Genomic DNA, 25,910 nt, shown 5'->3' on the forward strand with positions numbered 1-25,910 from the left:
TCTATGAGTGTTCTGCCGGAAGACTTACCGGCCAAGGGTACAAACTGTATTCATCAAGCATAGAACAGCTTTTCCACTTTTACTGCCTGCCCCCTGTAAGGATGGCCAACTTGCAACACGAACTCGACCAACCCCCTGGACAAGAGCCCAAATTCCGTAGTCTTTTTACTACACAAAACTCCAAATCCACCCTTGAGAACGTGATGCCTTGCGGAAAACAGCAAAATTATTTCGATTAGTTACGCAATAATGCCTTTTTTCCGAACACCAAACAACCAGCCTCAGACCAACGTCTTAGTCCCGCAAACCATCACTTTTTAATTACCACGCTAAATGATCAAAACAGAAACTACCCGAGAAAAAACTCAAACAATACTCTTATATTTCAACGCTATAGAAAACAACTGAAACCTGGAGCAACTTTATTCAACTCATTTTTAATTAGACCTGAAACTAAACAACAATTTATGTATACTCGCCTGCCCATTTTTTGACCATCGGAGCGGCGTTACTTTTGCCCTCCAGTCACTTCATTCTTTTAACCACAGAGGGCGAACTATGAATTCAATCGTCACCTTCCCTAATCGGATTCCCACCACAGAATTCGAGGAGCGACGCTTCAAGGTTTATACAGACCGCCAGCTAGACAAAATCGAAATCATCCAGAACCTTCCGGAAGAGACTCTGTTTGAAATGAAGGTGGTGGCCAGCGTGCTGCCGTTTCGCGTAAACGAATACGTGATCAATGAGCTGATCAACTGGGACAAAGTACCCAACGACCCCATCTACCAACTGGTATTCCCGCAAAAGGGCATGCTCAAAGACGAACACTTTGAGCGCATGGCCAAGCTGCACCGTGAAGGTGCCGAGAAAAAAGAGATTCAGGCCGTCGCCAAAGAAATTCGCGACGACCTGAACCCGCACCCGGCTGGCCAGATGGAAATGAACATGCCGGAACTGGAAGGCGAAGTGCTCGACGGCGTGCAGCACAAATACCGCGAAACCGTGCTGTTTTTCCCGGCCCAGGGCCAGACCTGCCACTCCTACTGCACCTTCTGCTTCCGCTGGGCGCAGTTTGTGGGCGACAAAGACCTGAAGATGTCCAGCACCGAGGCAGACAAGCTGCACGGCTACCTGCAGGAGCACACCGAAGTAACTGACCTTCTGGTTACCGGTGGCGACCCCATGGTGATGAAAACCAAGAGCCTGGCTCAGTACCTTGAGCCTCTGCTGCAGCCGGAATTCGACCACATCCAGACCATTCGCATTGGCACCAAGGCTTTGACCTTCTGGCCTTACCGCTTTGTAACCGACAAGGATGCAGATGAGCTGATTGACCTGTTCGCCAAGTTGGTGGATGCGGGCAAACACATTGCGATCATGGCCCATTACAACCACTGGCAGGAAATCACCACCGACATCGCCGAAGAGGCCATTCGCCGCATTCGTGCCACAGGTGCGGAAATCCGCGCACAAGGCCCACTGATCAAGCACGTTAACGACAATGCGGATGATTGGGCCAGGCTCTGGAAGAAAGAAGTACAGCTGGGCATCATCCCTTACTACATGTTTGTGGAGCGGGACACAGGCGCCAAGAACTACTTTGAAGTGCCCCTGGCCGAAGCCTTTAACATTTACCGCGAGGCCATGAAAAAGGTCAGCGGCCTGGCCCGAACCGCCCGCGGCCCCAGCATGAGCGCAGGCCCCGGCAAGGTTGAAGTTCAGGGCATTGCGGAAGTCGCTGGCGAGAAAGTCTTCGTGCTGCGCTTCCTGCAGGGCCGCAACCCGGACTGGGTACAGCGTCCTTTCTTCGCGAAATACAGCGAGACAGCTACCTGGCTGCATGAACTGGAACCAGCGTTTGGAGAGGAGAAATTCTTCTTTGAGGATGAGTTTGAGGCGATGAAGCAGGGGATTGGCTAACGCTGCTGCATGAGCAGCATCGCAGATTGCGAGTGAGGCCGGGTGGAAGGATTAACCCGGCCTTTTAGTATGCTGTCTTCTCTTCAAAATCTGTCAAACAATGTAGAATTGTGTTTCTTTATATATCTGCAGTTTAACCACCTATCCCCCTCGAAAGCCTGCCCTTACTGGGCTAAACCCTCTTTTTGCTAAAACCACCTCGAAAATACTGAACCCGGGACACCCCCATATAGGGGCATGCACCCCAAAAGGCACATGCTAACTTCTTCGCCGTTAACATTGTCGATTCATAAGGGGTTTCCAGTGAAAAAATAAAACATATTGCTATGGCGGGCGCGCTGTCCTCCACATTGTTACTTGTTGGCTGCGGTGGATCATCGAGCAGCGAGAGTGGTGCGACGGTTGAACTTATCCGGGTCGACAATAGTGGGGCCCAAGTAGGGGGTGTGCTGGCAACTACAGCAACCTCAATCACCGGGGACTATACCCTCACCCTTCCTGAAGGAGTCAATCTTGCAGGCAACCTGGTTGTAAGAATTACCGGTAGCAATGATGCTCTCCACGCCCAAGTAGTAGAGAGGGATGTGGACATCTCGCCGGTATCCGAGTTCGTGCTGCAGAAGTTCATCGACCAAGGCGCAGCACTGGACCAACTGGCAGTATCGGATGTTGTTAAGCTTTCTGGCCGAGTGGAGGAGTTTGACATCACTCTGGCAACCGCAGCCAATCTGGACGCCGTTTTTGCAGCCCTGGAAAGTGAAATAGGGGATTTCGTTGAAAATGAAGTGGCCGTTTCCACCGCACCTGCCGGTAACGCTGCCAGCATTGCAGGAAATTACCGTAACGCCGCTTTTTCATTCGGGCTCAGTGACAGTGAGAGCAATGGCTATGGCTCCTTTGCAATCGACGTATGGACGGGCGATTTTGCGTTTGCAGACAATGGAGCCAACAATCTTTCACTCACAATTCTAAACGAGGAAAGCGCATTCGGCGACCTACGTGGTACAGCAGTAAACCAGGGTAGCGTTTACTATGAGAGCGAGGTGGAGCCCAATATCAACGAGACCTTCCCCGGGAAACTCTCTGCCAATGGCATCCTTTCCGTTTCTGGCGAGTTCGAAGAAGATATCGATGGCGATTTTGGCTGGCGCTACCCTCCAATGGCATACAACTTTTCACAAGTTGGCGATTCGGGGCTTTTCTTTCTTCTTACTAACGAAGCGTCTGTCCGGTATGTCACCATTGATGCCAATGGCGATGGAATAAAGGATGCAATCGACCCACAACAAAAAAGTGGCGACGAAATCTTCCGAAATCTCGAAATGTTCAGTCGTCAACCGACAAATTTCAGCGACACTGATCTAGTGGGCCAGTTTGGCCGAGTCTATATCGAGGCCGGCATGTCCACGAGTCATATTGAACTACTCACGGAGACCAACACTCTCACGTTTGCAGGGGACGGCACCTTCACTTACGGCGCCTTTACCGATGCGGACGGCACCAATACGCAAGATGCAAACTTTGGCCAGACGTTCTTGCTGAAGCTCCCAACTGTCGCGCCCGATGTAACGAACAACAAATACCGAATGCTCCTGGTGGCTATGCAGCTGAGTGATAGTGGCGAACTCATTCTCTCTTCAAGCAAATTTAACAGTTATGTGAACATGAGTTCCGCCATAGAGGGAACTGTGGACGGCGCATTCATTGAAGTCATAAAGCCGAATCTTGGTGGCGACATTTCAGTCGAGACGTATACAGAGTCAGGTACAGATCTTACAGCCAATATCGCCAGTAATGGGGCGGCGACACTTACAGTAGGAGACACTGAAGGCACAATGACCATGGAGGGCTTCTTCAACAATGGCGCGACCTTGGGTATCTTCACGCTCCGCTATGCTGATTCTGGAAGCGATCCTGACGAGCTCGGCATCGTTATTCTGGTAAAAACCAACAGTTAATAAACACCCGAAACAGCAGAGCGCCCCTTATTCGAGCGCCCTGCTGTTCACCACACAAGCAGCACATCTACCGCAACAAAGCCGAAAGAATCGTACTAATCAATTGCCCCTGCCGACTCTGACCGGTTTTATGGAATATCTGTTTCAGATAACTACGAATGGTCGCCTCACTTTTATGCCGTTTTGCGGCAATGTCTTTCAGGCTGAGGCCGGTAACAAGATCCTCACAAACCTCCGCTTCCACCGGGGAAAGTAAAAAGTACTCGGCAATCTCTTCGGCACTGGGAAACACTCTCGAATCTGAATTTATCACCGTTATCAATACACCCCCGGTCAGCAAATCATTATGCTCAAGAGGCCTTAAGGTCATTACCAGCGGGGTTTCTTTATCCCGACCAATGATCAGGGTTTCAGGACGCGCGGTCTCATCGCCTACAACGACACCAGAAGCGCGCGTAACTGCACCAAGAAAGGCCTTTTGAACAACACTGGACTGAAAGCAGATGCGCTGATCCCGAATAGCCAGGCACTGTTCCCGGCCCATCAACTCATCACCTCGCTGATTCGAAAGCACCACATGCCCCCGGTTGTTCAAAACAAACGCCGCCTCGGAAATCAGCTCTGCTATTGCTGAAAGTGATTGTTCCGCGCTTGGATGCTGGTGAAAGGTCTGCGCCAGGCCGACCGTTTGCCGTACAAATGGCACAAGGCGGTTCAAGGCTTCAAGCTCTCCCGGTACATAGGGGCCTTGAGCGACAGTACGTTGAACGGTAAGCAATATAATGTGGGTGCCTGATGCATCAACCACCAACCACGCCGAATCAAGCATGCTCTGATCTGACTCCCACCGATCATAATCGTCGCCGGGAGGGCCATTCTCCAATAGCGGCAAGGCGGAATTGAACTCGCCTGGCGGCTGAGTAATCGCATAATTGGTGACTGCATCATGCTCAATCATATTGTTGTCAAGATACCAGGCTAGAACCTCATCAGAGAGCCCGGCGTGCCAGAGATGCTCTATCGCCCGGGGCGCCTTGCGGATGAAGGAAAGCTGGGCTGCACATCCGTTAATGGCAGTCGTCAGCATAGCCAGAAAATCATGGAAGCCGGCTTGGTGCTGTAAAGACTCATACAGGCACCGAATCAACTCAGCCTCATCTGGAAGGACTTCCTGGTGGCTATATGCCCCATGAAGCGATTGAGACTCCATCAGCTCTCCCACGTAGTTGGTTTTTATTGTTACGGGAACTTATTACTTGCTTCCGCTAACCAAACTATAGAAGAAACTCAACGATATGTAGAGAAAAACGGGCTATCAGGGATTTTCGAGGAAGTTAGCGGGCCATCGTCATGGCGGACAACCCGCTAAATAATGGGATCAGTGCATAAGGGTATAAAGCTTGCGCCGGTATACGCGCACATCCGGGTTGTTATTCCCCAGCTTCTCAAACAACTCAACCAAGGTGGTTTTAGCCACCTCGTCTTTGTATTTACTGTCTACCTGCATAAGTTTGATGAGTAGTTCCATCGCTTCCGCATTTTTGTCCTGCAGCACATTGTGCAGCGCCAAAAGGTGCAAGGCATTGGGGTCTTTCGGGTTCTGCTCCAGCGCCATTTCAAGATCCTTCATGGGCGGTAGCTCTGCAGACTGCTTCAGGAACTTTATTCTGGCCGCCAGCTGTTTTGCCTGATGCTGCAGCTTTTCCTCTGGCGGAAGGCTTTCAAGCACCTGCTCGGCGGTTTCTATGTCACCACTTTCGGCTTTCAGCTGGGCCAGATCGATCAGCACCTTCATATTTTCCGGATCTTTCCGGTTCATCTCAGTGAGAATAGCCAACGCTCCATCAACATCACCTTCCTCCCAGATGCGGTGGGCTTTCTCGTATGGCGCTTCCTCAGGAAGCTCAACATGTTTCTCTAGCACCTTGCGGATTTCACTCTCAGGCAATGCCCCGTTGAATCCATCAACGGCCTGTCCATCCTTCACCATAATAACGGTTGGCAGGCTGCGCACACCCAGGCTGGTGGTTAGCTGCTCCTGCTCATCCGCATTGACCTTCGCAAGCCGAAAGGCCCCCTCGTACTCGATAGCCAGCTTTTCCAGCAAAGGCATTAGCTGTTTGCAGGGCGCGCACCACTCGGCCCACACATCCACAAGTACGGGCGTGGTAGAGGAGGCATCCATAACCTCCTGCTGGAAGTTTTCCATGGTGGCTTCAAAAATATGGGGAGAGCTGCTCATGTAGGGCACCTGAAATGTTCGTATATTGGTTAAAGCATAAATGGGGTTACAGAACTGGAATTCAAGAGCGTCAGGCCAAGGCTTGTGTGCCCTTGAGCTTGAAAATATAACTTTAGGCTCTAGGTAGTGAACAGACACGCCTCTTATCAGGAAGCATTAGCAGCATGAATCACGACACCGACAAAGACTCGCTGGAAGAATTCGAGGAAGACATCACCGAATACATTGGCAAAAATGAACACAGCAAGGAGTTGGCACTGCCGGCACAATCCTTGCCCAAGCGAATGTATGTATTGCCTGTATCAAACCGGCCATTTTTTCCGGCACAGGTGCAACCTGTCGTGGTTAATCAAAACCCATGGCAGGAGACCCTCAAACGCGTAGCCGAAACCGACCACAAAATGCTTGGCATTTGTTTCGTCGATGATCACCAGCCAGGGCAGAACATACCCGAGAGCGGCGAACTGGCCACGATTGGCTGCGCTGTACGGGTTCACCATGCGCAGAACAAGGATGGCAACGTTCAATTTATAGCCCAGGGTCTGCAGCGCTTCCGCATAGTTCAGTGGCTGCGCCGCAAACCGCCGTATCTGGTCGAAGTGGAATACCCTCAGGAGCCCGAAGAAGACGCCGATGAAACAAAGGCATACACCCTTGCCATCATCAGCGCCATTAAAGAACTGCTACGCACCAACCCGCTCTATGGCGAGGAAGTAAAGCAGTATCTCTCCCGCTTTGGTCCGGAAGACAGCTCCCCGCTGACAGATTTTGGCGCATCCATGACCAGCGCGCCCGGCACGGAGCTGCAAGAAGTTATAGACACTGTCCCGCTGCTCCGACGCATGGAAAAGGTGCTGTTACTGATGCGCAAAGAGCTGGAAGTTGCACGGCTCCAGACTGAAATCAGCGACGAAGTGAATGAGAAGGTGCAGAAGCACCAGCGAGACTTCTTCCTGAAAGAACAGCTCAAGGTTATCCAGCGCGAACTGGGCATGTCGAAAGACGACAAAACGGCCGATGCAGAGCGCTTCGAAGCGCGCATGGCGGAACTTGATCCGCCCGAGGCTGTGCAGGAGCGCTTTGATGAAGAACTGCAAAAGCTGCAGATTCTGGAACAGGGATCGCCGGAGTATGGTGTTACCCGCAACTACCTCGACTGGCTCACCCAGGTGCCCTGGGGCCAGCATTCCGCGGATCAGTTTGATCTGGCAAAAGCCCGCAGCATTCTGAACCGCGATCACGATGGCCTCGATGATGTAAAAGACCGGATTATCGAGTTCCTCGCCGAGGGTACGTTCAAGGGCGAAGTGAGCGGTTCCATACTACTGCTTGTTGGCCCGCCGGGTGTGGGTAAAACATCCATTGGCCACTCAGTGGCGGACGCGCTCGGGCGCAAGTTCTACAGATTCAGCGTTGGCGGCATGCGCGATGAAGCTGAAATCAAGGGCCACAGGCGCACCTATATCGGCGCCATGCCCGGTAAATTTGTGCAGGCACTGAAAGACACAAAAGTGGCCAACCCGGTGATCATGCTGGACGAAATCGACAAGATCGGTGCGTCTTATCAGGGCGACCCCGCGTCTGCACTGCTGGAAACCCTGGATCCGGAACAGAACAAGGAGTTTCTGGATCACTACCTGGATGTGCGTATGGACTTGTCCAAGGTGCTGTTTATTTGCACAGCCAACCAACTGGATACCATTCCCCGCCCGTTGCTGGATCGCATGGATGTTATTCGCCTGTCCGGGTATATCACCGAAGAAAAGCTGGCGATAGCCAAACATCACCTGCTTCCACGTTTACTGAAGCGGGCCGGATTGCTCAAGAAGCAGTTCAATATTACCGATGCTGCCATCCGCCAGATTATTGAAGGCTATGCCCGGGAGGCGGGCGTGCGGAACCTGGAAAAGATGCTTCACAAGGTCATGCGAAAAGGCATAGTAAAGCTGCTCGAATCCCCGGACGAGCCAATAAGGGTAGGCGTATCGGACTTGCAGGAATATCTGGGCCAGCCTGCGTTCCGCAAAGAGAAAGCCCTGAAAGGAATTGGGGTGGTCACCGGATTGGCCTGGACCTCTATGGGCGGCGCAACGCTGAGCATTGAGGCGTCACGAATTCATAGTAGCCAACGAGGCTTCAAGCTGACCGGCCAGCTTGGTGATGTCATGAAGGAATCCGCAGAGATTGCCTACAGTTACGTTGCCTCGAATCTGAAGCGGTTCAAGGGCGACCCTGGCTTTTTCGACAAGTCATTCGTACACCTTCATGTACCGGAAGGCGCAACACCTAAGGATGGGCCAAGTGCAGGTGTCACCATGGCAACAGCACTGCTTTCCATTGCCCGCCGGGAAGCACCTCAGCAAAACACAGCAATGACAGGAGAGCTGACACTCACCGGCCAAGTGCTACCCGTGGGAGGCATTCGCGAAAAGGTCATCGCGGCCCGCCGACAGAAAATCAGCAACCTGATTCTTCCGGAAGCGAACCGAGGAGATTACGACGAACTACCGGACTATCTCAAAGAGGGTCTGACCGTTAACTTTGCCCGACACTATAACGATGTGTTCCAGGTGTGCTTTGGCAACAAACCCAAAACCGGTTCAGTGGTGCATTGAGGCCGGGGAAAGAAAAGGCTCAGGCCTTTTCTTTCCAGCCATCATCCTTCAGCACAGGGCCGACATCCAGCACGGGTGAAGCATCAATGTCGTCGGCATCCATCATGTTGGCGACTCGCTGAAGGGAGGCCAGAATCATGTTCTGCTCCCATTCATGAAGGCTCTGGAATTTCTTGATGAAGTCTTCTTGCAAGGGGTTGGGCGCGCGAGAAAGTATGTCGGCACCACTCTCCGTCAGATGCGCATGAACCTTGCGTTTGTCTTGCGTACTGCGAACACGGTAAACCAGTTGCCGATGCTCCAGGCGATCAAGAATGGTAGTGACGGTTGCCTGGCTCAGGCTCACCTTGTCGGCAATGGTGCCAATCGTGACTTCACCCAGATCCCGGATGGTCCGCATAATCAGGAGTTGCGGCCCGGTAAGCCCCGCATTCTTGCTGAGTCGCTTGGAATGAAGATCTGTTGCCCGGATAACACGTCGGAGTGCCACCAGAACATGTTCATAATTCTGCACTGTATTACTGCTCCAATAAGGCCTACCGGCCATTGCTTACACCACTAACTATTAGAGGTTTTCGTACCCCTGAATGCAAGCAAATACACGCGCCTGCTTCCTTTTTTCCCCACTGCACGCAATACTTTTTTAATGTGAGCTTTGAACAGTTGCGCGACAACGAAAGCTTCCGCACACTGGCACTCACAGATCATCTCTACATCACCGGGACTTTAACTGGAAAATGTTAAATGATCGCAGAAGCCTCGGGCTAGCTTGACAAGGCAGGATGTGTAGTGTTTGTTTAGCTATCTGAGAACATAAGAATAACCCTGAACCTAACAGGACAGACTCAATGACAACTTCACTAAAAAAACTCGTAACCGCCGTTAGCACTTCCGTTGCACTCATGGGCGCAGGCTACGCAGCTGCAGACATCCAGATTGGTATCGCTGGCCCAATGACCGGCCCGGTTGCCCAGTATGGCGACATGCAGTTCTCCGGCGCCCGTATGGCCATTGCACAGATCAACGCAGCCGGTGGTGTAATGGGCGAGAAGCTCGTCGCTGTAGAGTACGACGACGTTTGCGACCCCAAACAGGCCGTTACTGTTGCGAACCGGTTGGTAAATGATGGCGTCAAGTATGTCATTGGCCACCTCTGCTCAAGTTCAACCCAGCCTGCGTCTGACATTTATGAAGACGAAGGCATTCTGATGATCACTCCTGCATCAACCAGCCCGGAAATCACCGAGCGTGGTTATGAACTGGTGTTCCGCACCATCGGCCTCGATAGCATGCAAGGCCCGGTTGCCGGCAACTACATCGCCAGCCAGAACCCCAAGCGCGTTGCTGTCGTTCACGACAAGCAGCAGTACGGTGAAGGTATCGCCACCGCCGTTCGCGACACTCTGAAAGACAAAGGCGTCGAAATCGCCATGTTTGAAGGTGTCACCGCCGGTGACAAAGACTTCTCTTCTCTGGTGACAAAGCTCAAGCAAGCCGACGTGGACTACGTTTACTTTGGCGGCTATCACCCTGAACTGGGCCTGATTCTGCGCCAGGCGCGCCAGGCAGACCTGAAAGCCAAGTTCATGGGTCCTGAAGGCGTTGGCAACAAAGACATCAACACTATTGCCGGCGAAGCCGCAGAAGGCCTTCTGGTAACTCTGCCACCCAGCTTTGATGAAAAGGCCGAGAACAAGGAACTGGTTAAAGCATTCGAAGCCAAAGGTGAAGATCCATCAGGCCCGTTTGTGCTGACATCTTACGCCGCTGTCCAGTTGGTCGCCCAAGGCATTGAAGCAGCGAAATCCACGGATGCATTCGACGTGGCAGCAGCACTTCGCAGTGGCAGCTTTGAAACGCCAATCGGCACAGTGCAGTACGACAAAGCCGGCGATATGAAGTCATTCGAGTTTGTTGTGTACGAATGGCATTCAGATGGCAGCAAAACTCCGGTAAACTAAGCCAGATCGTTACTAAACGGTAATCAAAAGAGCACCTTCTCACCGCGATCCGGGAGAAGGTGTTTTTCTAGGCTCCCGTTAATTCTGTCTCATTTCTGGCGCAGTTATCCTGCGCCAGGCTGATACAGCGGAGGGAGCGGGCCTCCGGAGTCAAACAATAATGCAAGACCTCCTTTATTTCTCTCAGCAGCTCATTAACGGGCTTACGATCGGGAGTGCCTATGCCCTGATCGCCATCGGCTACACGATGGTTTACGGCATCATTGGCATGATCAACTTTGCCCATGGTGAGATCTACATGATCGGCGCCTACACCGCGCTCATCGCCATTACCGGCCTGACAGCGCTCGGCCTTGCCTGGCTACCACTGATTCTTATCGTTGCACTTCTGTGTGCCATGCTCGTCTCCAGTTCCATGGGCTGGGCAGTAGAACGAGTCGCCTATCGGCCAGTTCGCGGCCGTCACCGCCTGATCCCATTGATCTCTGCAATCGGCATGTCCATCTTTTTGCAAAACTATGTTCACCTGGCTCAGGGCTCCCGCAACATCGGCTTTCCTGCGCTCATAGAAGGCGGGTTCAACTTCAGCGCTGATGGTGCATTCGAGATGTCGCTCTCCTATATGCAAATCACCATCTTTATTACCACATTGATTTGTATGACCGCACTGTCGCTCTTTATTTCCCGCTCCCGCACAGGCAGAGCCTGCCGGGCTGTTTCCCAGGATATCGGCATGGCCAGCCTGCTGGGCATAGACACCAACCGCATCATTTCCGCCACCTTTATCATCGGCGCAGCACTGGCAGCAGTTGCCGGCCTGCTCCTTGGCATGTACTACGGCTCGGTTGATCCATTATTCGGCTTTATCGCGGGGCTCAAAGCCTTTACCGCGGCAGTACTTGGAGGTATCGGCAGCATTCCCGGCGCCATGCTTGGCGGCCTGATTCTCGGGGTCTCGGAAAGCATGACATCTGGCTATCTCAGCGGTGAGTATAAAGACGTGGTCTCCTTCGGCCTGCTCATTCTCATACTGCTGTTCAAACCCACGGGCCTGCTCGGCAAACCGGAGGTTGAGAAGATCTGATGGCTGCTAACAACATAAGACACGCCCTGTTCTGCGCGATTGTCACACTAATCATTTCTTTCCCTATTCTTGGCCTTAGCCTCGAAGCCAAGGGCGTCAACATCACGCTCTCCGGCGCAAAAACCTCAACCTATGTCGCCATAGTGCTGGCTGCGGTTGCCGTGTTTGTGTTCCAGATCTTCCGCGATACATTCATGGGCGCGCTGGGCAAGCTACCCAACCTCAACCCCTTGGCCGGCAGAGAGCCAATGGAACAGAACAAACGGGTAAAGCTCGAATCCTGGTTACTGACAGGTATCGTGGTGTTTGCACTGTTCTGGCCGTTCCTTGTGTCACGGGGCTCGGTGGATCTGGCAACGCTGGTACTGATCTATATCATGCTGGCTCTGGGCCTTAACGTAGTCGTAGGCCTCGCGGGCCTGCTGGATCTCGGGTACGTGGCATTCTATGCAGTTGGTGCTTACACCTTCGCCCTGCTGTCCCAGTACACTGGCATTTCGTTCTGGATGGCCTTGCCTATCGGGGCCTTGCTGGCCGGTTTGACCGGAATGATTCTGGGCTTCCCGGTATTACGGCTGAGGGGGGATTATCTGGCGATCGTCACCCTGGGCTTTGGCGAGATCATCCGCATCCTGCTCAACAACTGGACAACTCTGACCGGCGGCCCCAATGGCATTGGCGGCATTCCCGAGCCCACCCTGTTTGGCATGGAGTTCGGCCGTCGCGTGAAGGAAGAAGGCAACACCTCCTTCCACGAAACCTTTGGCATTGCTTATAGCGGCGAGCACAAAGTTATCTTCCTGTATCTGATTGCTCTGGTGCTTGCGGTTATTACGGCGCTGATCATCCGACGCTTCATGCGGATGCCAGTTGGCCGGGCCTGGGAAGCCTTGCGGGAAGACGAAATCGCAGCTCGCTCCCTTGGCCTTAGCCGGACCGCGGTCAAGCTATCTGCCTTCACCATTGGCGCTTTCTTTGCCGGGTTTGCGGGCACTGTATTTGCCTCCAAGCAGGGGTTTATCAGCCCCGAATCTTTCGTGTTCCTTGAATCCGCCATCATCCTGGCAATCGTGGTTCTGGGCGGCATGGGCTCTCAGCTTGGCGTTATATTGGCGGCTATTGCGGTAACCATCCTGCCGGAACTGGCACGAGAGTTTTCCGAGTACCGCATGCTTATTTTCGGCGCTGCCATGGTGCTGATGATGGTGTGGCGACCACAAGGCTTGCTGCCTGTGCGCCGTGTCCAAATCACACTGAACAAGCAGGGGTGACAGACGATGCTTGAAGTACAAAATCTGTCCATGCGTTTTGGCGGCCTGCTGGCAGTTGACGGCGTTTCACTGGACGTGCAGGAACGGGAAATCGTTTCCATCATCGGCCCTAACGGCGCCGGAAAAACCACCGTATTCAACTGCCTGAGCGGGTTTTACAAACCCACGGGCGGCAAAGTCATTTTTGAAGGCAAAGAGATACAGGGTATACCGGACTACAAGATTTCCCGGCTGGGTATGGTGCGAACCTTTCAGCACGTGCGCCTGTTCACTCAGATGACCGTTGTGGAGAACCTGCTTGTAGCCCAGCACCGCCACCTTAACACCAACATGATTGCCGGCCTGCTGGGCACGCCCAATTACAAGGAACGGGAACAGAAAGCGCTGGATCGCGCAGCCTATTGGCTGGAGCGTGTTGGCCTTCTGGATCTCGCCAACCGGGATGCAGGCAATCTGGCTTACGGCCAGCAGCGGCGGCTTGAAATTGCTCGCTGCATGGTCACCGAGCCCAAACTGCTAATGCTCGACGAGCCCGCGGCTGGCCTGAACCCGGCGGAAACCAAAGAACTCAACCAGCTGATTGTGAGCCTGAAAGAGGACTACAACGTTTCCGTGGTGCTGATTGAGCACGACATGAGCCTGGTAATGGATATTTCCGACCGGATTAACGTCATCAACCAGGGCAAACCCCTGGCCAGCGGCACCCCGGAAGAAATCCGCCACAACGACGACGTGATCAAAGCCTACCTGGGCGAGGCCTGACTATGAGCATGCTTGTACTAGAAGATGTCCACACCCACTACGGCAAGATTGAGGCCCTGCATGGGGTATCTGTTGAGGTAAACAAAGGGGAAATTGTCTCGTTAATCGGGGCCAACGGCGCTGGGAAAACAACGCTGCTGATGACAGTATGCGGAATGCCTCAGGCCAGTTCTGGCCGCATCATTCTGGAAGGCCGGGATATCACCAATCTTCCTACCGCGCAGATCATGCGCTCCGGGTTGGCAATAGTGCCTGAAGGTCGGCGTATATTCTCTGGCCTGACGGTTGAAGAGAACCTGCACATGGGCGGGTTCTTCACCAGCAAATCCGAGATTCGCAAAAGCCAGGCCCATGTATACGAGCTCTTCCCTCGCCTGAAAGAACGTGAGAATCAACGCGCGGGCACCATGTCTGGTGGCGAGCAGCAGATGCTGGCCATAGGCCGGGCACTGATGAGCAGCCCCCACATGATCATCCTGGACGAACCCTCACTCGGGCTGGCGCCACTGATCATCAAACAGATCTTCGAGATCATCGGCCACCTGCGGGACGAAGGCATTACGGTGTTCCTGGTGGAGCAGAACGCTCACCAGGCGCTGAACCTCGCCGACCGGGGTTATGTGCTGGAGACGGGAAAAATACGCCTGCACGATACCGGTAAAAACCTGCTGGCCAATCCGGATGTGCAGAACGCCTACTTGGGTGGCTGAGCGGCGGCTGTTACAGTCTTTAACACCCAGAACTCTTAAAGAATGTTAATATTTTTGCGGCCCAAACTTGGCCTCTATAATTCAACCTCTTGGACGTAAGGGAAGAAAGCATGAAAAAAGTATTTATCGCAACAGCACTTGCGTTGGGCCTAAGTGGCTGCTCTGCTGTAGCCATGAACTCGGGAAACTCGACTGACCTCAATCAAGTTGATTTCCAGAAAGAATTCAAGACTGGCAAAGCCTGCGAAACATCAGTCCTTCTCTTTGGACCCTTTGGCTACTCGTCTGTTGTAGATGCTGCAAAGAATGGGGGCATTTCAAAAGTGGAAGTGGTAGAGCAGCGCGTTAATAACTTTATCCTGTTTGGTCAGCGCTGCACTATCGTTTACGGCGAGTAAAGCATTCACTGAACACAAAAAAGCCGGAGTACTGTGGCGTACTCCGGCTTTTTTGTGTTCAGCAATTCAAAAAGGCATCACTTGATGCTTTTGATAGTGCCTTTGTAGCCTTCAACTGTTACGTTGATAGTACCGAAAACCAAGAAGTCTTCAGTTTCAACGGTATAGCGCGGAGCTACAATAATGTCTGCGCCAGAAGCTGTGACAGCCTTGTAGGCTGCTGCAGACTTAGCTTTTGAAACAGGGTCGCCAAAAGGCAGGCCCATGCCGCCGCTAGAACCGCCGTAAGAAACGCCGTCAGCAAACTGCTTATCACTACCGATAGTGAAGAACAGGATCTTCGTTACAGAAGCTTTGCCTGTGATTTTCTCACCAACTTCTACGTCAGCTTTAATGTCGGTCTGCAGAGGAGCAGTGATCGGCATAGAGTTAGAGCTAACATTCATTGAGCTACAGCCAGACAACGCGCCTGCCATTACCAGTGATGATGCAATTAGAATTTTTTTCAAAAAATTGTCTCCGTGTTTTGTTGCTAGGCCTTCATGGCCGGCCGTAACTATACGGAAGGAATCGCCTCATAACAATAGAGATAATATAGAGCGTCTCTTGCTCAGCCGTGAAATATTGACAGCTGATCATTTGCATGCATCTCAATGACTTAAAAACTTAATGATCAACCAGCCTGTCAACTCCTCATATTGAACTATACTCAGATCCACGGCCGTCTTGTCTCAACAAACAAACCCATTCAGGGTCATGTCCACATTGAGAGCACAAATGGCTAGTGTGAGCTACGAAACCGCGAACAATATAGAACTAGGAGCAAATAATGAAAAAACTGATTGCAGGTGCAATTCTTCTGGGTGCCTCTTCCATGGCCTTTGCCCAACCCGGCTGCGGCGTTGGCGCCATGATCTGGAAGGGACAGTCCGGTATCGCCCCCCATGTGCTGGCAGCGACCACTAACGGTATAGCTTCGCAAACAGTTAGCATGACCTTTGGTATTGTTGGTTGTCACACGAATGAAAGCGTTCAGTCCATGGCAATGCTAATGGATGCTCGCGGTGCGGCGATTGCTGCTGACATCTCACGCGGCGAAGGTGAAAACCTCGAGGCCATGGCGGCTGCACTGGCTGTTACCCCGGAAGATAGAAGCGAGTTTTACAAACTACTTTCTCGCAACTTCAACATAATTTTCCCCAACTCCGAAACCACCTCCGGTGAAGCCGTTAGCAACATTGTTGCTCTGCTAGAGAAAAACAAATCACTGAGCAAATACGTAACAGCCTGACAGCTAAAGGATAAGGATATCTGAACGCCAAGGATGGCGAGCGTACTCCCCCTTCACTTTTACAGACCGGAATTCTCAATTCGCATGGGCAACTCGCTTCGCATTGGGCCAGTTATTTTTTGGCTCATCGTCAGTCTGCCTTTACAGGCTCAGACTCAGGCCACCAAAGACCCGCTCCATCTGGATCCGGCCTGGCTCACACTCATTCATTATCAGCCCGACCTGCTCGGGAATGGCCATACCAGCCAAGCCGACGACCCGGACTTTTTTCTGAGCGAGGATGGCAAAACCTCCCCCAAGGCAGAACTGGAGGCGACACTGGCAGCAATACAACAAACTGGCAGCGGCGATAATCATGCCCGATGCCGTTTTCCTGCGCGGGATGCCTGGCTTCGTGAACGTCTGGAGCTACCGGCAACGGCAGCAGCGTGCCCGGGTTATCAGAAATGGACGGAAACGCTGAATACTGAAAGCGTTACGCTGGTTTTTGCTGCCTCATATCTGAACAGCCCTTCATCAATGTTCGGGCACACATTTCTGCGACTGGACCCACCCCAGGAAGACGAGCAAACCAACCTGCTGCTCGCCAATACGATCTCTTATGCGGCTGATGCCGCTGCCCACGACAGCGAATTGCTGTTCGCCTATCGTGGAATCTTTGGTGGTTACCCCGGCATTACAACCATTCAGCCTTATTACGAAAAAATCCGGCTCTACTCGGATATAGAGCACCGGGATCTTTGGGAATACAAACTCAACCTGAATCAGCAGGAAGTAGACTTCATGCTGGCTCACGCCTGGGAAATCCGGGACCGGAATTTTGATTACTACTTTTTCGATGAAAACTGCGCCTACCGGCTGCTGGCACTCATCGACATCGCGCGCCCTGGCACCAACCTCCTGGGCGAAGTCAGCACTCACGCCATTCCTTCTGACACCGTGCGCTGGGTGGTCGATAAAGATCTGGTTGAGAAGGTGCACTACCGTGCGTCTGCCGCCACGGCTGTAGCCCACAGCCTGGATGCGCTACCCAAACCACAGCAGACTCTTGCAGCAGCCATCGCAAATGGCTATGTGGAGCCAGACAGCGACGAAGTACTTGCCCTGCCAGCTCAAGAACGGGCGCACCTGCTAGACGCCACCTACGATTACGTGCGCTATCAAACTGAGGCGGATAGCTGGCCTAGAGAGGTCGCTGCTCCTCTATCCCACAACCTTCTACGCGAGCGCAGCAAAATTCACGGTGTAGTTTCCCTTGATGAACCACCAGAACCTCAGGTGCGTGACGATCAGGGACATGACACTTTCCGCATAAGCCTGGGAGCCGGCCAGTTGGACCATCGTGAGTTTACCCAGCTCACATTCCGACCGGCCTACCACGACGTTCTTGACCCACCGGCCGGCTATCGCAGTGGGGCACAGTTACAATTCCTGCGCCTGGATGCTCGCTACTACACAAACAACGACGAACTTCAGCTAGAGCAGCTTACTGGCGTTGAAATCCGCTCCCTGAGCCCGAGAGATGCGTTTTTCTCACCTTTATCCTGGCAGGTGGGCTTTGGTGGTCGTCGTACCGATACCGGCTACAAACGGGTTCTGACGCCCTACCTGGAAGGTGGTGCAGGTGGGAGCTGGCGCTTGGGCCAGCAAACGCAGGCCTTCGCCGTTTTTACTGCAGATGTGGAAATCGATGACGACCTTCGTCGCGGCTACGATGCGGCACCCGGCGCTGACATCGGCCTGTTGCACCAGAACAACCAATTCAGCCTGCTGGCCGGTGCAAAAACCAAGGCCTGGATCGTCAGCAGTCAACACCGGCAAGATCAACTTTACGCCAAAGGCGACTGGCACTTCGGCCGCGAATTCAGCCTCTTCGCCGAATTTACCAGAGAAGATCACTACGACAGGTACCAGAGCGCATGGCACGCCGGACTCCACGTTTACTTCTGAAAACACGCTCGCTGAAAGCGCCCCTGCTGGCGCTTTTCGTCTCAGCCGCAGTACTTATGCAGGGCGGCTGCAGCAGCCTGTTCTTCTTTCCGGACAAGAACACCTACATAACCCCCGATCGCCTGAATCTTTCCTACGAAAACATCCACCTCAACACCGCAGACGGTGAAACCCTCCACGGCTGGTGGTTACCCGCAAAGGGCGAAGTACAAGGCACCGTATACTTCCTCCATGGCAACGCCCAAAACATCAGCAGCCACCTGCTCAACGTGGCTTGGCTGCCAGCCGAAGGCTACAACGTATTCGCCATAGACTACCGGGGCTACGGTAACTCAACAGGCGCGCCCGACATAGAAGGCGCCCTGCACGATTCCGAAACCGGCCTGCGCTGGCTAGCCACAAAGCCTGAAACCAAAAACACCCCCATCTTCCTCCTGGGCCAAAGCCTGGGCGGCGCCTTAGGGCTAACTCTCGCCAGCGAATGGGTACAAAGAAACGAAACCCCGGAACTCAACGGCGTCATCCTCGACGGCACCTTCTCCGGCTTCCGTGGCATTGCGAGAGAAAAGCTCTCAGACTTCTGGCTAACCTGGGCCTTCCAGGTCCCCCTGAGCTGGACCATCCCGGACGAATACGAAGGCGTAGACCTTATCGCCAATATTAGCCCCACCCCGATTATGATCATCCACAGCGTGCGCGACGGCATCATCCCTTTCCATCACGGGCAGGCGCTTTATGAAGCTGCTGGCGAACCAAAGCAATTCCTGCCAACAGATACTCCTCATACGGCTACGTTCATAATTCCTGCTTATAAGGAATCCGTACTGGAGTTTTTGAAGAAGGAGTAATTTCGCAGGCGGCAGGGTGTTGGGGAGGGCTTTTCAAAACTGTGCGGAGCCATGGATGGCGTAGCCAAGCGTACAGGGAAGTATTCACAGCGTGTTTTGAAAAGCCCTCCCCAACACCCTGCCTTCTCCACACTAAAGCCCGGAAAACAAAAAACCCGCCAATCCATAGGAAAGGCGGGTTTTTATTAGCTGCTAACTATCAGTCAGAAAAGTCAGTCGGCTGCTCGCCTTCTTTCACTTCCTTCATGGACAGCTTCACACGGCCTCGGTTATCAACATCCAGAACCTTGACCAGAACTTCCTGACCTTCACTCAGCTCGTCAGTCACGTTCTCAATCCGGCGCTCGGAGATCTGGGAAATGTGCACCAGACCATCCTTGCCAGGCAGAATGTTAACAAAGGCACCAAAGTCCACAATGCGCTCAACGCGGCCCTTGTAGATAGCACCAACCTCAATCTCAGCAGTAATTTCCTTAACCCGGTTAACCGCCGCCTGAGCCGCTTCCTGGTTATCTGCGTAAATCTTCACGTTACCGTCGTCGTCCAGATCAATGGAAGCGCCAGTTTCGTCACAGATAGAACGGATCATGGAGCCGCCCTTACCGATAACGTCACGAATCTTCTCAGGGTTGATCTTGATCGCAGTGATGCTTGGAGCGCGCGGAGAAAGCTCGGTACGCGACTCAGAGATAACCTTGTTCATCTCACCCAGAATGTGCTGACGCGCGCCATAAGCCTGCTCAAGAGCAAGTTCCATGATTTCGTCAGTAATACCCTGGATCTTGATGTCCATCTGCAGTGCAGTAATACCGTCTTTGGTACCGGCAACCTTGAAGTCCATATCACCCAGGTGATCCTCATCACCCAGAATGTCGGTCAGGATGGCAAACTTGTCGCCTTCCTTGACCAGACCCATGGCGATACCGGCAACTGCTGCCTTCAGCGGAACACCAGCATCCATCAACGCCAAGCTTGAACCACAAACAGACGCCATAGAGCTGGAGCCGTTGGACTCAGTAATCTCGGACACCGAACGAACGGCATACGGGAATTCTTCCAAAGTCGGCATAACAGCCATCACACCGCGCTTGGCAAGACGCCCGTGGCCAACTTCACGACGACCTGGGGTGCCAACACGGCCCGCTTCACCTACCGAGTACGGAGGGAAGTTGTAATGGAACAGGAACGGATCCTTACGCTCGCCTTCGAGTGCATCGATAGTTTGCACGTCGCGGGAAGTACCCAGAGTCGTCGTAACGATTGCCTGAGTTTCACCACGGGTAAACAGTGCAGAACCGTGAACGCTTGGCAGAATGCCCACTTCGATTTCGATCGGACGAACTGTCTTGTTGTCACGGCCATCGATACGGGGCTTACCGTCGATAACCTGCTGACGAACAACTGCCTTCTCGATCTTACCGAAGTTCTTCTTAACATCTTCCGCAGAAGGCTCGCCTTCCTCTTCGCCGGCAAGCTTTTCAACCGCAGCGGCTTTGATTTCGCCAAGACGCTCGTAACGAGCCATCTTGTCGCGAATTCCGTAGGCTTCTTCGATCGCACCGGCAAACTCGGCTTTGATCGCGCCCAGTAGTTCAGTGTTTTCAGCAGCTGGCTGCCAATCCCAACGGGGCTTGCCATTTTCGGCTGCGAATTCCTTGATTGCAGTAACGGCTGCCTGCATTTCCTGGTGAGCATAAAGCACGCCGCCAAGCATCTGGTCTTCGGTCAGGCCTTTTGCCTCAGACTCAACCATAAGTACGGCTTCGTCCGTACCGGCCACAACCATATCCAGCAGTGAGCTTTCCAGCTCTTCAAAGCTTGGGTTTACGAAGTAACCTCTTTCGTTGGTGTAACCAACGCGACAAGCACCAATAGGGCCGTCAAAAGGAATACCGGAGATAGCCAGAGCGGCTGAAGCAGCCAGCATGGCAGCAATATCCGGATCCTGCTTCTTGCTGGACGACATTACCGTACAGATGACCTGGGTTTCGTTCATGTACCCGCTCGGGAACAGCGGACGAATCGGACGGTCGATCAGACGGGACGTCAGAGTTTCTTTCTCGGAAGGACGTCCTTCACGCTTGAAGAAACCGCCGGGGATTTTGCCCACAGCGTAGGTTTTTTCAAAATAGTTAACAGTCAGCGGGAAGAATGGCTGACCCGGCTTGGCTTCTTTGGCGCCAACAACAGTACCCAGAACCGAAATATCACCAATGGTGACCAGAACGGAACCTGTAGCTTGACGAGCAATACGGCCCGTTTCCAGAGTGACGGTTTCGCCACCCAGTTCAAATGATTTCTTACGCGGTTGCAGATCCACAACGAACTCCTGCGTTATCTGTTCAGAATGATTGAAGTGTGATTCTGAAGACACTCTGCCTGAAAGCTAACAGGCTGTTGTAAAACCCCGGCTGGATAGTCGGCACGCTGACATCGCGTACCGCCCGGGCTTTCAACAACCTGCTATCTAATTCAGCTTTCCAATACGACAGAAAAGCCCAGTTTCACCAAATTACTCAATGCAGTGATGAAAAGCACAACCGGCAGGCCCCCTGAGGAACCCGCCGGCTGGTGGCTACTTCCGGAACAATGCCGGAGCAGCCGTCAGGTCGTAAGACCGGATTTAGCGACGCAGACCCAGGCGCTTGATCAGCTCCAGGTAACGATCGCCGTTCTTCTTACGAAGGTAGTCCAGCAGCTTACGACGCTGGTTTACCATCCGAATAAGGCCGCGGCGGGAGTGGTGATCCTGCTTGTTAACCTTGAAGTGATCCTGCAGCTTGTTGATGTTGGCGCTCAGCAGTGCAACTTGCACTTCCGGGGAACCTGTATCACCTTCAGCTTGCTGATAATCTTTAACGATCTGTGCTTTCTCATTGGCAGACAATGCCATAACTCACCTCAATGTTTGCGATGCTGTCTAATCCGGCCGAACCGCGCATCTCTACAGCCCGGCTAAACAGCGGCGCGCTTAACGCTTGCCGCTGTCACTCACCAGCCGACGTGGAACCAGTTTGGTCTCCTCGCCTTCCGGCAATGCTTCTGCCAGCCCGACAAAACCTTCGTTGCCATAAATGCGAACGAAGCCGTCATAAGCCTGGCCCAGTATTCTAACCGGTTGTCCATTCAATATCGACACCAAAGGCTGCCCCGACAGGCGGTGCTCCGGGAACATCGAAAGTGCTGCATCCGGTGCAACCAGAAGGCCATCCAGACTTTCATCACGCTCTCGCATAGCCTCAAGATCAGGCACTGCATGCACATCCGCCAGGGTAAACCCGGCAGCCAGAGTGCGCCTCAGCTCAATCACATGAGCCCCGCAACCCAAGGCCTCGCCGATATCTTCAACGAGTGAGCGAATGTACGTACCCTTGGTGCATTTAACCGCAATATCCAGCTCATTTTCGCGCACAGCCAGAAGCTCAAGTTCGTAAATGGTTACCGGGCGTGCCGGGCGCTCAATTTCGATGCCTTCGCGGGCATATTCATAGAGCGGACGTCCATTGTGCTTGAGCGCGGAATACATGGAAGGGACTTGCTGGATATCACCACGGAACTGTTCAAGCACCGGCTCAAGCACTTCCGGTGTAAGATTTTCAGGTACTGGTTTGGTAGCAACCACAGCGCCTTCACTGTCACCGGTTTCGGTACGCTCACCGAGCCGCGCGGTAGCGATGTAGGCTTTATCGCTGTCCAGCATCATTTGGGAGAACTTTGTCGCTTCGCCGAAACACAGGGGAAGCACGCCAGTTGCAAGCGGGTCGAGAGCACCGGTATGGCCAGCCTTGGCAGCACCGTAAAGGCGCTTTACCTGCTGCAAAATGCCGTTGGAGGTAATACCCAACGGCTTATCGATTACCAGAATGCCATTAACTTCACGGCCTTTGCGTCTGCGGCTCAAGCGTTTGACTCCGGATCACTCTGACTGTCGTCCTGACTTTCTTCATTCAGCGTAACGGCTGGCTTGTCGCCAACCGCCTCGCGAATCAGGTTGTCCATTCTGCGGCTGTAGCCTTGAAGCGCATCAAAGTGGAAGCGAAGTTGCGGTATAACCCGCAGTTTCATGGCTCTTCCCACTTGCCCACGCAGGAACCCCGCCGCTCTGTTCAGTACGGAAATCGAATCCACGACCTCGGGAGACTCAGCAGTGAGCTCCTCGGTAGTCAACAGGGAGACATAGATATCGGCGTAGCCAAGGTCACGACTGACCTTGACCGCATTCACCGTTACCATGCCTAACCGCGGATCCTTGACCTCACGCTGAATCAGCAGGGCAAGCTCACGCTGCATCTGATCGCCAATGCGATCAATACGACTGAACTCTCTAGCCATTAGGCCCCCGTGGATTCGAGCTTACGCTCGACCCTGATACGATCAAAGACTTCGATCTGGTCACCGACCTTCACATCGTATCCCTTAACACCGATACCACATTCCATGCCGTTACGGACTTCGGGTACGTCGTCCTTGAAGCGGCGCAGGGATTCCAGCTCACCTTCAAAGATAACCACGTTGTCACGCAGCACACGAATCGGCTTGTTCCGGTATACGTTGCCCTCGGTCACCATGCAGCCAGCTACCTGACCAAACTTTGGTGAACGGAACACGTCGCGAACATCGGCAATGCCAACAATATCTTCGCGGAATTCCGGTGCCAACATACCTGTCAACGCGCCTTTAACATCGTCCAGCAAGTTGTAAATGATGCTGTAGTAGCGCAGATCCAGACCTTCCTGTTCAACCAGGCGCTTGGCTGATGTATCAGCACGCACGTTGAAGCCGAAAATTACGGCATTGGTTGCCATAGCCAGGCTTACATCTGTCTCAGCAATACCACCAACGCCAGACGACACAATTTTCACCTGAACTTCTTCGTTACCCAGATCCTGCAGCGACTTGGTAATCGCTTCCAGAGAACCGCGCACGTCTGTCTTGAGAACCAGGTTGAGGGTTTTAACTTCATCCTTACCCATGTTCTCGAACAGGTTCTCAAGCTTGGCTGCCTGTGCCCGCTGCAAACGCTGCTCGCGCTCACGTACGTGGCGGAACTCTGCCAGCTCTTTCGCCTTGCGCTCATCAGCTACAGCGAAGAACTCATCACCGGCGTTAGGCGTACCGTTCAAACCCAGAATCTCAACAGGGATAGACGGACCCGCTTCTTTAACTTGCTTGCCAGCCTCATCAGTCATTGCCCGGACCTTACCGAAGAAGGACCCAGCTACAACCATATCGCCCCGGCGCAATGTGCCGTTCTGAACCAATACAGTAGCTACAGAACCACGACCGCGCTCAAGACTGGACTCAACAACAACGCCATTAGCTGGCGCGTCAGGAGAGGCTTCAAGCTCAAGAATTTCGGCCTGAAGCAAAACTGCTTCCAGAAGCGTATCAACGCCTTCGCCCGTGTGCGCGGAGATCGGTACGAACTGTACGTCGCCGCCCCAGTCTTCCGGGATAACTTCGATAGCAGAGAGCTCGTTCTTTACGCGATCCGGGTCGGCCTGCTCTTTGTCCATCTTGGTGATTGCCACAACAATGGGCACACCAGCAGAGCGGGCATGCTGCACCGCTTCTTTAGTCTGTGGCATAACGCCATCATCAGATGCAACTACCAGGATAACGATATCCGTACACTGGGCTCCACGAGCACGCATCGCTGTGAAAGCCGCGTGGCCCGGGGTATCCAGGAAAGAAATCATGCCGTGGTCGGTTTCAACGTGGTATGCGCCAATGTGCTGCGTAATGCCACCGGATTCACCTGAAGCGACCTTGGTACGCCGAATGTAATCCAGCAGCGACGTCTTACCATGGTCAACGTGGCCCATAACACTCACAACAGGGGCACGCTTGGCCTTTTCCTGGCCTTCCACTTTGAATTCGCTGAGCACGTCGTGCTCAAAAGCGTCATCGCTAATCGGCTTGGCCTTGTGACCCAACTCCTCAACAACCAGTGTCGATGTTTCCTGGTCCAGAGGTTGGTTAATGGTTGCCATCACGCCCATGCCCATCAATGCTTTGATGACATCACCGGATTTGACGGCCATCCGCTGGGCAAGATCGCCAACGGTAATCACTTCGGGAACTTCTACTTCTCTGACCATTGGTTTGGTCGGCCTCTCGAAGCCATGACGCTTCTCTTTGGGTTTCTTTTTCGCCCGCAGTGGTTTGCGCAGCGTGGTGTCATCATCATCTTCCGAGACTACCAGCGGTGCATCTGCAGGACGACTGCGTGGCCCACGATGTCCAGCCTGCTTTTTCTTGGGCTTACCATCTTCAGCATCGTCGCCACGTTCGCGAACTTTTTCTTTCTTCTTCTTGGGCTTGCGATCTTTACCATCACCCTCAGGCGGCGGCATCGGGATATCTTCCGGAGCAATCACCGGATCAGCTTCTGCCGCTTTCTTGGGCTCAGCTTTTTCAGCTGCTGCCGGCTCGTCCACAACCGGTGCTTCCACCTTGGCTGCCTCAGAAGGCACTTCCGTCTCGGCCTGAGGCGCAGTTACCTTTGGCGCCTGCTCTGCCTGGGACTGCTCTACTTTTTGCTCTTCCGGCAACTCTTCTGCTACTGGTGCTGGCGTTGCCACTTCTGGCTCCGGTTGCAGCTCCGCACGCTTGACATAAGTGCGGCGCTTGCGTACTTCCACATTAACGGTCTTGGCTTTACCAGCCTTGAGCGTGGTAGTGGTCTTACGCTTGAGAGTAATCTTGTTCGGCTCAGCGCCTGCTTCACCGTGGGTCTTTCTCAGATAGGTCAGCAGCTGCTGCCTCTCATCACTGGATACAGCGTCGTTTTCCGAGCGGGCTTTCAGGCCAGCTTCCACGATCTGTTTCAGCAAACGATCCACGGGAGCGCCTACATCTTCGGCCAGTTGTTTTACCGTTACTTCAGCCATACTG

General features: G+C 53.3%; 21 protein-coding genes. 12 read left to right on the forward strand and 9 right to left on the reverse strand.

Annotated elements, in window-relative coordinates; translation table 11 throughout:
• Window positions 1-558: 558 nt before the first annotated feature.
• Window positions 559-1,923: a KamA family radical SAM protein gene (locus FE848_RS11490; protein WP_200202944.1), complete on the forward strand. Its 1,365-nt coding sequence runs from the start codon at window positions 559-561 to the stop codon at window positions 1,921-1,923.
• 326 nt (window positions 1,924-2,249) lie between these two features.
• Entirely contained in the window at window positions 2,250-3,881 is a 1,632-nt protein-coding gene (locus FE848_RS11495) for a hypothetical protein (protein WP_200202945.1), read from the forward strand.
• Between the two features lie 67 nt (window positions 3,882-3,948).
• Here the strand turns inward: FE848_RS11495 and FE848_RS11500 are convergent, their stop codons facing one another.
• Both FE848_RS11500 and trxA read right to left on the reverse strand, forming a co-directional pair.
• Window positions 3,949-5,091, reverse strand: a complete 1,143-nt coding sequence (locus FE848_RS11500) for a helix-turn-helix transcriptional regulator (RefSeq protein WP_200202946.1) — start codon at window positions 5,089-5,091, stop codon at window positions 3,949-3,951.
• A 168-nt stretch (window positions 5,092-5,259) separates the two neighbouring features.
• Window positions 5,260-6,123 (reverse strand): thioredoxin, encoded by an 864-nt coding sequence (gene trxA / locus FE848_RS11505; protein WP_200202947.1) that lies wholly within the window; start codon window positions 6,121-6,123, stop codon window positions 5,260-5,262.
• Window positions 6,124-6,287: 164 nt separating this feature from the next.
• Here trxA and lon point away from each other — a divergent pair, with 164 nt between their 5' ends.
• On the forward strand, window positions 6,288-8,738 hold the full coding sequence (gene lon, locus FE848_RS11510; RefSeq protein WP_200202948.1) for an endopeptidase La: 2,451 nt from the start codon (window positions 6,288-6,290) through the stop codon (window positions 8,736-8,738).
• Window positions 8,739-8,757: 19 nt separating this feature from the next.
• Here the strand turns inward: lon and FE848_RS11515 are convergent, their stop codons facing one another.
• Window positions 8,758-9,252, reverse strand: coding sequence for a MarR family winged helix-turn-helix transcriptional regulator (locus tag FE848_RS11515; protein WP_200202949.1), 495 nt, complete (start codon window positions 9,250-9,252; stop codon window positions 8,758-8,760).
• Between the two features lie 334 nt (window positions 9,253-9,586).
• On the opposite strand from FE848_RS11515, the gene FE848_RS11520 reads away from it, so the two are divergent.
• The 6 genes from FE848_RS11520 (at window position 9,587) to FE848_RS11545 (ending at window position 14,924) form a co-directional block, all read left to right on the forward strand.
• Window positions 9,587-10,699: a branched-chain amino acid ABC transporter substrate-binding protein gene (locus FE848_RS11520; RefSeq protein WP_200202950.1), complete on the forward strand. Its 1,113-nt coding sequence runs from the start codon at window positions 9,587-9,589 to the stop codon at window positions 10,697-10,699.
• A gap of 160 nt (window positions 10,700-10,859) precedes the next feature.
• Window positions 10,860-11,783, forward strand: a complete 924-nt coding sequence (livH, locus tag FE848_RS11525) for a high-affinity branched-chain amino acid ABC transporter permease LivH (protein WP_200202951.1) — start codon at window positions 10,860-10,862, stop codon at window positions 11,781-11,783.
• Window positions 11,783-13,054 carry a high-affinity branched-chain amino acid ABC transporter permease LivM gene (gene livM, locus FE848_RS11530; protein ID WP_200202952.1) on the forward strand — a complete coding sequence of 424 codons (1,272 nt, stop codon included), beginning with the start codon at window positions 11,783-11,785 and terminating at the stop codon, window positions 13,052-13,054. Before livH ends, livM begins: the two co-directional genes overlap by 1 nt.
• 6 nt (window positions 13,055-13,060) lie before the next feature.
• Window positions 13,061-13,816, forward strand: a complete 756-nt coding sequence (livG, locus tag FE848_RS11535; RefSeq protein ID WP_200202953.1) for a high-affinity branched-chain amino acid ABC transporter ATP-binding protein LivG — start codon at window positions 13,061-13,063, stop codon at window positions 13,814-13,816.
• An 8-nt stretch (window positions 13,817-13,824) separates the two neighbouring features.
• Complete coding sequence (locus FE848_RS11540) at window positions 13,825-14,526, forward strand: ABC transporter ATP-binding protein (RefSeq protein ID WP_200202954.1); 702 nt, start codon at window positions 13,825-13,827, stop codon at window positions 14,524-14,526.
• Between the two features lie 110 nt (window positions 14,527-14,636).
• On the forward strand, window positions 14,637-14,924 hold the full coding sequence (locus tag FE848_RS11545; RefSeq protein ID WP_200202955.1) for a TRL domain-containing protein: 288 nt from the start codon (window positions 14,637-14,639) through the stop codon (window positions 14,922-14,924).
• 77 nt (window positions 14,925-15,001) lie between these two features.
• Here FE848_RS11545 and FE848_RS11550 read toward each other — a convergent pair whose 3' ends face one another.
• Window positions 15,002-15,433, reverse strand: coding sequence for a hypothetical protein (locus tag FE848_RS11550; protein WP_227715305.1), 432 nt, complete (start codon window positions 15,431-15,433; stop codon window positions 15,002-15,004).
• A gap of 320 nt (window positions 15,434-15,753) precedes the next feature.
• On the opposite strand from FE848_RS11550, the gene FE848_RS11555 reads away from it, so the two are divergent.
• The 3 genes from FE848_RS11555 to FE848_RS11565 all read left to right on the forward strand — a co-directional run bounded on the left by FE848_RS11555 (window position 15,754) and on the right by FE848_RS11565 (window position 19,013).
• Complete coding sequence (locus FE848_RS11555; RefSeq protein WP_200202956.1) at window positions 15,754-16,215, forward strand: DUF3015 family protein; 462 nt, start codon at window positions 15,754-15,756, stop codon at window positions 16,213-16,215.
• Between the two features lie 84 nt (window positions 16,216-16,299).
• Entirely contained in the window at window positions 16,300-18,165 is a 1,866-nt protein-coding gene (locus FE848_RS11560) for a DUF4105 domain-containing protein (RefSeq protein ID WP_200202957.1), read from the forward strand.
• Complete coding sequence (locus FE848_RS11565; RefSeq protein ID WP_200202958.1) at window positions 18,135-19,013, forward strand: alpha/beta hydrolase; 879 nt, start codon at window positions 18,135-18,137, stop codon at window positions 19,011-19,013. The genes FE848_RS11560 and FE848_RS11565 overlap by 31 nt, the downstream gene beginning before the upstream one ends.
• Window positions 19,014-19,212: 199 nt before the next feature.
• Here the strand turns inward: FE848_RS11565 and pnp are convergent, their stop codons facing one another.
• The 5 genes from pnp to infB all read right to left on the reverse strand — a co-directional run bounded on the left by pnp (window position 19,213) and on the right by infB (window position 25,906).
• Window positions 19,213-21,327: a polyribonucleotide nucleotidyltransferase gene (pnp, locus tag FE848_RS11570; protein ID WP_227714746.1), complete on the reverse strand. Its 2,115-nt coding sequence runs from the start codon at window positions 21,325-21,327 to the stop codon at window positions 19,213-19,215.
• A gap of 309 nt (window positions 21,328-21,636) precedes the next feature.
• Window positions 21,637-21,906 (reverse strand): 30S ribosomal protein S15, encoded by a 270-nt coding sequence (rpsO, locus tag FE848_RS11575; RefSeq protein ID WP_100638168.1) that lies wholly within the window; start codon window positions 21,904-21,906, stop codon window positions 21,637-21,639.
• Between the two features lie 78 nt (window positions 21,907-21,984).
• Window positions 21,985-22,914: a tRNA pseudouridine(55) synthase TruB gene (gene truB / locus FE848_RS11580; protein WP_200202960.1), complete on the reverse strand. Its 930-nt coding sequence runs from the start codon at window positions 22,912-22,914 to the stop codon at window positions 21,985-21,987.
• Window positions 22,911-23,345, reverse strand: a complete 435-nt coding sequence (gene rbfA, locus FE848_RS11585) for a 30S ribosome-binding factor RbfA (RefSeq protein WP_200202961.1) — start codon at window positions 23,343-23,345, stop codon at window positions 22,911-22,913. The genes truB and rbfA overlap by 4 nt, the downstream gene beginning before the upstream one ends.
• The gene (infB, locus tag FE848_RS11590; RefSeq protein ID WP_200202962.1) at window positions 23,345-25,906 is read right to left on the reverse strand and encodes a translation initiation factor IF-2; all 2,562 of its coding nucleotides are present in this window, start codon (window positions 25,904-25,906) and stop codon (window positions 23,345-23,347) included. Before infB ends, rbfA begins: the two co-directional genes overlap by 1 nt.
• Window positions 25,907-25,910: the final 4 nt, after the last annotated feature.

It is taken from the genome of Marinobacter sp. 1-3A, from assembly GCF_016597775.1.
Taxonomy (GTDB): Bacteria; Pseudomonadota; Gammaproteobacteria; order Pseudomonadales; family Oleiphilaceae; genus Marinobacter; species Marinobacter xiaoshiensis.

Coding starts and splice junctions, on each gene's coding strand:
- FE848_RS11490 (WP_200202944.1), top strand. CDS start 559: ATGAATTCAATCGTCACCTTCCCTAATCGGATTCCCACCACAGAATTC.
- FE848_RS11495 (WP_200202945.1), top strand. CDS start 2,250: ATGGCGGGCGCGCTGTCCTCCACATTGTTACTTGTTGGCTGCGGTGGA.
- FE848_RS11500 (WP_200202946.1), bottom strand. CDS start 5,091: ATGGAGTCTCAATCGCTTCATGGGGCATATAGCCACCAGGAAGTCCTT.
- trxA (WP_200202947.1), bottom strand. CDS start 6,123: ATGAGCAGCTCTCCCCATATTTTTGAAGCCACCATGGAAAACTTCCAG.
- lon (WP_200202948.1), top strand. CDS start 6,288: ATGAATCACGACACCGACAAAGACTCGCTGGAAGAATTCGAGGAAGAC.
- FE848_RS11520 (WP_200202950.1), top strand. CDS start 9,587: ATGACAACTTCACTAAAAAAACTCGTAACCGCCGTTAGCACTTCCGTT.
- livH (WP_200202951.1), top strand. CDS start 10,860: ATGCAAGACCTCCTTTATTTCTCTCAGCAGCTCATTAACGGGCTTACG.
- livM (WP_200202952.1), top strand. CDS start 11,783: ATGGCTGCTAACAACATAAGACACGCCCTGTTCTGCGCGATTGTCACA.
- livG (WP_200202953.1), top strand. CDS start 13,061: ATGCTTGAAGTACAAAATCTGTCCATGCGTTTTGGCGGCCTGCTGGCA.
- FE848_RS11540 (WP_200202954.1), top strand. CDS start 13,825: ATGCTTGTACTAGAAGATGTCCACACCCACTACGGCAAGATTGAGGCC.
- FE848_RS11545 (WP_200202955.1), top strand. CDS start 14,637: ATGAAAAAAGTATTTATCGCAACAGCACTTGCGTTGGGCCTAAGTGGC.
- FE848_RS11555 (WP_200202956.1), top strand. CDS start 15,754: ATGAAAAAACTGATTGCAGGTGCAATTCTTCTGGGTGCCTCTTCCATG.
- FE848_RS11560 (WP_200202957.1), top strand. CDS start 16,300: ATGGGCAACTCGCTTCGCATTGGGCCAGTTATTTTTTGGCTCATCGTC.
- FE848_RS11565 (WP_200202958.1), top strand. CDS start 18,135: ATGGCACGCCGGACTCCACGTTTACTTCTGAAAACACGCTCGCTGAAA.
- rpsO (WP_100638168.1), bottom strand. CDS start 21,906: ATGGCATTGTCTGCCAATGAGAAAGCACAGATCGTTAAAGATTATCAG.
- rbfA (WP_200202961.1), bottom strand. CDS start 23,345: ATGGCTAGAGAGTTCAGTCGTATTGATCGCATTGGCGATCAGATGCAG.
- infB (WP_200202962.1), bottom strand. CDS start 25,906: ATGGCTGAAGTAACGGTAAAACAACTGGCCGAAGATGTAGGCGCTCCC.